Below are 7,742 nucleotides of genomic sequence, written 5' to 3' on the forward strand. Positions count from 1 at the left end.
CGCGATCCCTAAAAACAATAATGCACTGAATATTAAAATGGCGTGTTTTTTCATGATGATTTCAAGCTGCCCGAAATTAAATAAATTTAAAGGATTATGCTGTGATTTGAAAATTCTTTATACATTTAACAATTGTTATTTCAACACTTATTAACCAATTATGATCTTCAAAAAACAACTCAGCATTTTGCTGATTATGGCCGGGTCTGCTTTAGCCGCAAATGCGCAGACAACTGCTAATCTTAGCATCAGCAACGATTCAAAACTCATCATCAGCAAATACATCTACGGCCAGTTTGCCGAACATTTGGGACATGGCATTTACGGTGGTTTTTGGGTAGATAAAACCATGCCGGTTGAAAAGCAGGACCGGATACGGCTTGATATTGTTAAAGCGCTTGTAAAAATAAAGATCCCGAGCCTGCGCTGGCCCGGCGGCTGTTTTGCTGACGAATACCACTGGCGCGATGGTATTGGCCCGGCCGAACAAAGGCCAAAGATGGTAAATACCAACTGGGGCGGCACTACCGAAGATAACAGCTTTGGCACACATGAGTTTTTGGAACTTTGCAGCCTGCTGCACTGTGAGCCTTACATGGCTGCCAATGTGGGCAGCGGAACGGTAGAAGAAATGTCGAAATGGATTGAATACGTAAACAGCAACAGTACCAGCACCATTGCCGAAATGCGCAAACAAAACGGACACCCTGACCCATACAAAGTAACTTTTTGGGGTATCGGTAACGAAAGCTGGGGTTGCGGCGGAAATATGACGCCTGAGTTTTATAGCGACCAGTTTAAACGCTACGCGTCTTTCGCCAAAAACTATCCCGGCGCTCCGTTGAAAAAGATTGCCAGCGGGCCTAATTCCGATGATTATAACTGGACCGAGGTGATCATGAAAAATATCCCTGATTACTTTATGTGGGGAATATCATTGCATTATTACACCGTTCCAACCGGTAATTGGGGCCATAAAGGATCAGCTACCAGTTTTAGCGAGAGCGAATATTTTGCCACCATGCAGAAATGCCTTAAAATGGATACGCTGGTTACCAAGCATGCCGCCATTATGGATAAATATGATCCCGAAAAACATGTCGCCCTGGTGGTTGACGAATGGGGCGTTTGGACCGATGTTGAACCCGGCACCAATCCCGGCTTTTTATTCCAGCAAAACAGCCTGCGCGATGCTTTAATAGCAGGTACTAACCTTAATATATTTAATAACCATTGCGACAGAGTGCGCGGCGCTGCTTTAGCACAAACCATCAATGTGCTGCAATCGCTTATCTTAACTGATAAAGAAAAAATGCTGCTGACCCCAACCTATCATATTTTTGATATGTACAAGGTGCACCAGGATGCCAAATATTTGCCTATCCAATTGATCTCTCCTGATTATGTGGTTGATGGTAAAAAAATGGCGGCGGTTAATGTTTCTGCTTCGCAGGATTCATCAGGTAAGGTGCATATCTCGCTGGTAAACCTTGACCTGCACAACAATATAACGATAAGTACTGCATTGAAAAATATCCAGTGGAAAACAGTTACGGGCCAGATCCTGACCTCGGCTAATATCACCGATATCAATACTTTTGATCAGCCTGATAAAATTCACCTCGAAAGCTTTAATGGCGCCAAAAAAGATGGGGGTAATTTAGTAGTGGTACTGCCTGCAAAATCAGTGGTTACGCTTGAATTGCAATAACAGTTTAGCCCGGTTGCTATGGCAATCGGGCTAAACTATTTAATCTTAACAAACAGCGAGTACGAAGGGTCGGCCATTACAATTACGTCGAGCCTTAGCGTATCGTTACTGATGGTAGGCCGGTAATAAAGCTGGTTTATTTCCACAGCAGCTGATACTGAATTATCAAAAAAAGTATAGCTGTTTAAATAACTAAAATTTTCGTGTAAGCCGAGGGTGCCATTCCTGTATTCTTCTACTGTTGAGTCTGATTTAAAATCTATGCTCATGGTTGAATTTGAGGTGGCCGGGGTGCTTAATCCGCCTTCGCCGCCGTAGCTCTTAATCCATTGCCAGTTGCCGTTTACAGGGGTAACCACCGGATTTTTAGAAGGGGTGAAGGTAAAGGCAGGGGTGGTATTGGTTGTTTCAGGACCTGGTGTGCCTTTTTTAATGCAACCATAGGAAGCCAGCATAATAACGGCTATTGCCGCCATAACATAGTTTTTCATCCGGGATAAAATGGGTAATCAAATATATCATTAAAATACCGGATAATAACAATGTTACCCAATTCGTCACCTGTTTATCCAAACCTCAATACCCGCGCTCTTTTGCCCTGCTTCCGCAAAGGGAACCACCATCACCTGTTGAGGGATATTATTCACCTTCATGTTCAAGAAAAAAGCTTCCTTCCAATCCCAGTCGGCCGGTAAACTTGCGCTGGCATTAGTAAGCTCACCATCGTATTTAACGTAGTTGACATCCTTTAGCGAGTCAATTTGCCTGTTAAGGCCTTTGTCTATGGCAAATACCTGTGGCCCCCTTTTTACTGCTACTGAATTTGGAAATGAAATACCGCCGGGGATTACCTGCACGGGCATATCAAATGTTATGGCCACTTTATCGCCGGCATGCCATTTTCTTTCGATGCCGAGTAATTGGCCTTTTTTGCCCTTATAAGTTTCGCCGCCAATGCTTGCTATAAAGTTCTCCGACCAATCGGGCACCCGGAAATCAATTTTAAATGTTTTGGTTGCCGAGGGTGATATGGTATATTCAACCTTCCCATCTAACGGGAACCGCGTCACCGCATTCACTTTCAGGCTGATCTTTGAATGATCATTGGCTATGATTTGGGTTGATGCTTCGCCGTTTTCGTATAGCAGCACGGTAAAAACATTATTTATTTTGCCACCCATCATTTCGGGGATCAGCGAGATTGCCCTGGGTACACTGGAGAGGCAGCAGGAGTAACCCTGGTCGCAGCGGTAGGGCTTGGCGCCCTGCAGCGCGGTATAATAGCTTACGCAGCCTGTTTGCGGGTTTTCGGCAGCCAGCAAATGGTTGTATACCGATCGCTCCATTTCGGTAGCGTATTTTGTGTCGCCTGTAATTTGAAGTAATGACAGGTTAAACTGGATCCAGGTTACCGTAACGCAGCCTTCACCCATATCATCGCTATTGGTGGCCCGCAGGGTGCCGTCGGCCGGAAATACTTCATGGTCGCTGGCAGTACCCGTAATGTAAAGATGGTGCAGGGTAATGTCCGTCCAGGCGGATTGCAGCAGGGTTAAGTATTTGGTATCCCCGGTAAGTTTATAATATTTAAGCATCCCCAAAAAGCAGGAAAGCATTTCATAAGCTTTGGCATCGCCCACTTTGGTTACGTCGCCATATCTTTCCAGCCCGCCTACGATCTTCGGGCCATCTTTCTGTTCAAACGCGCGGAGGATATATTTACTAAAATCAAGATACTTTTTATTACCGGTATATCGGTAAAGGTCCACCATTGGCTCCAGTATGCTGCCGGGGGCAAGGCCAACATGATCGCCGGCTAACATCAGGTCGCGTTTGCCGGGTCCGTCACCAAAAGTACGGCATATCAAATCTGCGGCCCGTTTTGCAGTTTCCAGTGCGGGTTTATAGCCGGTAACCGAATAATAATTCAACAGGCCGATAATGGCATATTTATGCGCCCAAACATCCCAGTCGGTCCAGCGGTCTTTATAAAGGTAGGTGCCCAGGTAGCCATCCGGCATCTGGCAAACAATATACTTTTGCACCATATCATCCATCAGGTGTTTAATGCGGGCATCGTGCGTATAGGCATAGGTTTTTGAGGCCGAGAATAAAAACTTGCCCACATGCTCGCCTATCCAAACCTGCTCGCCGGGGCGTTTCCTGAAACCCGACAGCAGGGTGGCCGAATCAATTTTTAACAGCCTTTTTTCAAGGTTGATATTCATCCGGTAACCCAGGTACCCGCCAATGTTCTGGTAATAGGCCGGGGTATATTTGTCCTGAATCTTATTGGGTATGATGGGCCCGTAGGTTTTAACCGGGTCAATACACATGGCCTTTGAACCAGCAAGGCCAAGCAGCAAGAACAAAAAAAGTCTTCTCATAATAAACCAAATTTAGGTTAAATATAGGGGAATTTTGGTTTACTTATCTTTTAAGTCAATTCAAACAATAACGCCCAAAACCGAAGGAAAATTTACCGGCAATCTTGCCGCTGCTACCAAACTGCCAACTTATAAAGCTCACTGAAAAAGTGGTATCCAAAACGTGTTTTGGGCGCCACTTTTTAGTGCCATTCTGAAGGCTAAATGCATTTTGGGTGCCACTTTTTAGGGTCATTCCGTAGGCAAAACGCGTTTTTGGTACCAGGCAAAAAATGATAATTTATTTATTAAAGTACTGTTAATTAAATAAATGTGAAATGATGTCAAAGAAAAACTCTCAAAAAGAAGAAAAAAATCGCGCAAACAATTTTTATACTAAAAAAATAGACGGCTGGATGCTTTTTGGATAGATTCAAATATGGCCATTTTTGGGGAGATAAAAAAGGCGATTGAAGCGGTTCCTGGCAAATAGTTTGTCTGCCAATTTTCAACAATTCGAATAATCATAAACGGTAGGGGCGACCCTTGTGGTCGCCCTAAACACGCGACCATATAATCCGAACCCAGAGTCGCAGGCGTTAATCCCGGGAAATCATGTGCAATCTCAATAATCCAGGGCACCCACCAGGGGCGCCCCTACGGCGTATATCTTGTATTTTGGATCGAACAGACGGGTCGGGAATACAGCCAATCGGAACACTAAACTATTGTATTTCCATACGTAATCTTTACCGATGGGGCGGGTCCCAGAATGACGTTTAACAGGTTTGCAACTACGAACAATATTGCCGACACTATTGAAAGTGCCAAAATTACTTTTATTATAAGTTTAGGTCTAAACAAGTTAAATTTTAATAAAATCAAAGAGAACAAAGCTACCACCACTGAACTGCAAATAAACATTGTCTGCGTAGTTTTCCTTATTCTGTTGATCCCCCCCAGCGTTTCGGCTTTTTCTTTTGCTAACTTTTTCATGTCCGCAATACCAGGCTTTACAGTGTATGTGCTATCAGACGATTCATATTTTGAAAAACATGTTACGCCAATCATTATATTTATTAACACGACAGTTATATAAACGATCTTAATCTTCATCATAATTATTATTTCCTGGCCACCTATTGCATGCCACCTAACTTTATACAACACCGCTAAAGCGGTTTAGCCTGGTGTGATTTGAAATAAACATGAACATAATTCCACAAATAAAAATGCACTTTGATTTCAGTTTAAGCAGCCTCCGATGGATATCTACAAATGTTAAATCTTATTTCTCAAAACCCTTGCTAATCCCAACCTATTCAAACATATTTGGAAATAATCTTATCCCGATGTGTAACAAAACCATTACCCTGTTCTCTAAATTACACTATACAGCCAGGTTAAATATCATAAATGCTGTAAGTTTCAGTGAGGGCCCGCATCTCAAGGGTTCCGTTTATAGAAATTCAACTTATTCAATCTAAAAAAAAATGAACGATTTAATTCCAATCCTATGGTGGGCTGTGCCTATTGTAGTTGTTTTATTAATGTACAAATTTGTACTGCGCGTATTTTTCGGTATGGTTATCGTACCCGATGATCGTATAGGCCTTGTGGTAAAAAAGTATGCTTTGTCGGGTGCTAAAAGATTGCCCGACGGCCGGATCATCGCCATCAATGGCGAAGCGGGTATGCAGGCCAAAGCGCTTGCCCCGGGTTTATACTGGGGCATGTGGCCCTGGCAATTTGCCATTACCATGGCGCCCTTTACCATTATTGAGCAGGGCAACCTGGGCCTGGTAAAAGCAAAAGATGGCGCGGGCATGGATACCGGCCGCGTACTGGGTAAACCTGTGGAATCTGACAAATTCCAGGACGCGGTGAAGTTTTTGGATAATAACGGGCAGAAAGGCCCCCAGGCGGCATTCTTAACGCCCGGTAGTTACCGTATCAATACCTTTTTGTTTGATATCGAAATGGTGCCCATTACCCAGATCCACGAAAATAAAGTAGGTATTATTACCACACTGGATGGCGAGCCGCTCGATAAAGGCGAGATTGCCGGCGTATCGGTACCCGGACATAAAAACTTCCAGGACCCGATGGCCTTCATCACCGCGGGTGGTATGAAGGGCTTGCAGGAAGATGTGATCCTGGCGGGTACTTATTATTTAAACCCCTGGTTTGTGATCGTTGAGCAGGTAGATATGATCTATATCCCGATCGGTTATGTGGGTGTGGTCAACTCCTTTGTTGGTCCGGAAGGAAAAGATACCAGTGGCGAAGGCTTTAAACATGGTAATATTGTAAAGCGCAACGAAAAAGGTGTTTGGGATCAGCCGCTTGATCCCGGTAAACACCCCGTAAATATTTACACCCATGCGGTGGAAATAGTGCCGACAACCAATATCGTGCTCAATTGGGCCGATAGCCGTACCGAGGCGCACGAGCTGGATAAAAACCTGTGTACCATTACAGTAAGGTCGTCTGACGGGTTTACTTTTAACCTCGACGTGTCGCAGATCATCCATATCCCGCGCAATGAGGCGCCAAAAGTGATCGCGCGGTTTGGTAATATGAAAAACCTGGTTTCGCAGGTACTGGAGCCTACCATTGCCAACTATTTCCGTAACTCGGCACAAAAAAGCGACGTGATCGAATTTTTGGCCAACCGGATCCAAAGGCAGGATGATGCCAAACAGCACATCAGCAAAGTGCTGGATGATTATAACGTGGTGAGTGTTGATACGCTGATCGGTGACATTGTGCCGCCTGCCGCTTTAATGAAAACGCTAACCGACCGTAAGATAGCCGAACAGGAAAAGGTTACCTACGAGATCCAGCGTAACGCGCAAATTGAGCGTAAGGAATTTGAAAGTGCCAAAGCCGGTGCCGATATGCAGCCTGAAGTGGTGAAATCAACCCGCCAGGTGGAGATCAACACCCAGATGGCCGCTTCAAAAGTTGCCGCTTCGCGTGGTGAGGCCCAGGCCAAAACCATTAATGCAACTGCCGATGCTGAAGTGCGGATCACCATTGCCAAGGCCGATGCCGAAGCCAAAACAGTTAACGCCAAAGCTGATGCCAACGCAACTGAAGTAAACGGTAACGCCGAAGCGAGCAAAATAAAAGCCATAGGTTTGGCCGAAGCCGAAGTAACCAAGCAAAAAACCATGGCCATGGGTACCGAACAATACGCCATTGTACGTGTAGCCGAAGCACTGGCAAGTAATGGTATCAAATTAGTACCTGATATCCTTGTGAGCGGTAAAGATGGCGGCGGCAACGGCATGATCGACGCCCTTATCGGCAACGAAATGCTGAAAAAGCTGCAAAAAGCGAATGAGGAAGGGGAGAAAGTGAATGCTGAGAAAGTGAGTGTTGAGAAAAAGCCATTGGGTAGTGAATAGAGATTAGATAGAAATTCTGCTAATTCTTGAATTCCCTAAATTCGAGTTCAGACAAATGAACCGTGCAGACTTCCGTAGGGGCGACCCTTGTGGTCGCCCTAAACGACGTAGCCACCAATGCAATCCAATTTCGGGATACGGCCACCAATCCGATCCGGCGATCTCAAATCCGGCTCCGCCATCCCGAATCCGGCATAATGATTGCAAAATTTCTGCAATGGTTCAAAAACAGGGGCGACCACAAGGGTCGCC

Annotated in this window: 4 protein-coding genes; 2 read left to right on the forward strand and 2 right to left on the reverse strand. The window is 44.9% G+C overall.

Annotated elements, in window-relative coordinates; all coding sequences use genetic code 11:
* Window positions 1-160 precede the first annotated feature (160 nt).
* Complete coding sequence (locus QZY09_RS11555) at window positions 161-1,711, forward strand: alpha-L-arabinofuranosidase C-terminal domain-containing protein (RefSeq protein WP_295672528.1); 1,551 nt, start codon at window positions 161-163, stop codon at window positions 1,709-1,711.
* 35 nt (window positions 1,712-1,746) lie between these two features.
* On the opposite strand, the gene QZY09_RS11560 is transcribed toward QZY09_RS11555, so the two are convergent.
* Window positions 1,747-2,202: a hypothetical protein gene (locus tag QZY09_RS11560; protein WP_295672530.1), complete on the reverse strand. Its 456-nt coding sequence runs from the start codon at window positions 2,200-2,202 to the stop codon at window positions 1,747-1,749.
* 66 nt (window positions 2,203-2,268) lie between these two features.
* Complete coding sequence (locus QZY09_RS11565) at window positions 2,269-4,098, reverse strand: beta-L-arabinofuranosidase domain-containing protein (RefSeq protein ID WP_295672532.1); 1,830 nt, start codon at window positions 4,096-4,098, stop codon at window positions 2,269-2,271.
* Between the two features lie 1,472 nt (window positions 4,099-5,570).
* Here QZY09_RS11565 and QZY09_RS11570 point away from each other — a divergent pair.
* Window positions 5,571-7,490, forward strand: a complete 1,920-nt coding sequence (locus QZY09_RS11570) for an SPFH domain-containing protein (protein WP_295672534.1) — start codon at window positions 5,571-5,573, stop codon at window positions 7,488-7,490.
* Window positions 7,491-7,742: the final 252 nt, after the last annotated feature.

Source organism: uncultured Mucilaginibacter sp. (assembly GCF_903913935.1).
GTDB lineage: Bacteria > Bacteroidota > Bacteroidia > Sphingobacteriales > Sphingobacteriaceae > Mucilaginibacter.

Excerpts from the sequence above, each read along its gene's own strand:
- QZY09_RS11570 (WP_295672534.1), top strand. The coding sequence starts at position 5,571 with ATGAACGATTTAATTCCAATCCTATGGTGGGCTGTGCCTATTGTAGTT.
- QZY09_RS11560 (WP_295672530.1), bottom strand. The coding sequence starts at position 2,202 with ATGAAAAACTATGTTATGGCGGCAATAGCCGTTATTATGCTGGCTTCC.
- QZY09_RS11565 (WP_295672532.1), bottom strand. The coding sequence starts at position 4,098 with ATGAGAAGACTTTTTTTGTTCTTGCTGCTTGGCCTTGCTGGTTCAAAG.
- QZY09_RS11555 (WP_295672528.1), top strand. The coding sequence starts at position 161 with ATGATCTTCAAAAAACAACTCAGCATTTTGCTGATTATGGCCGGGTCT.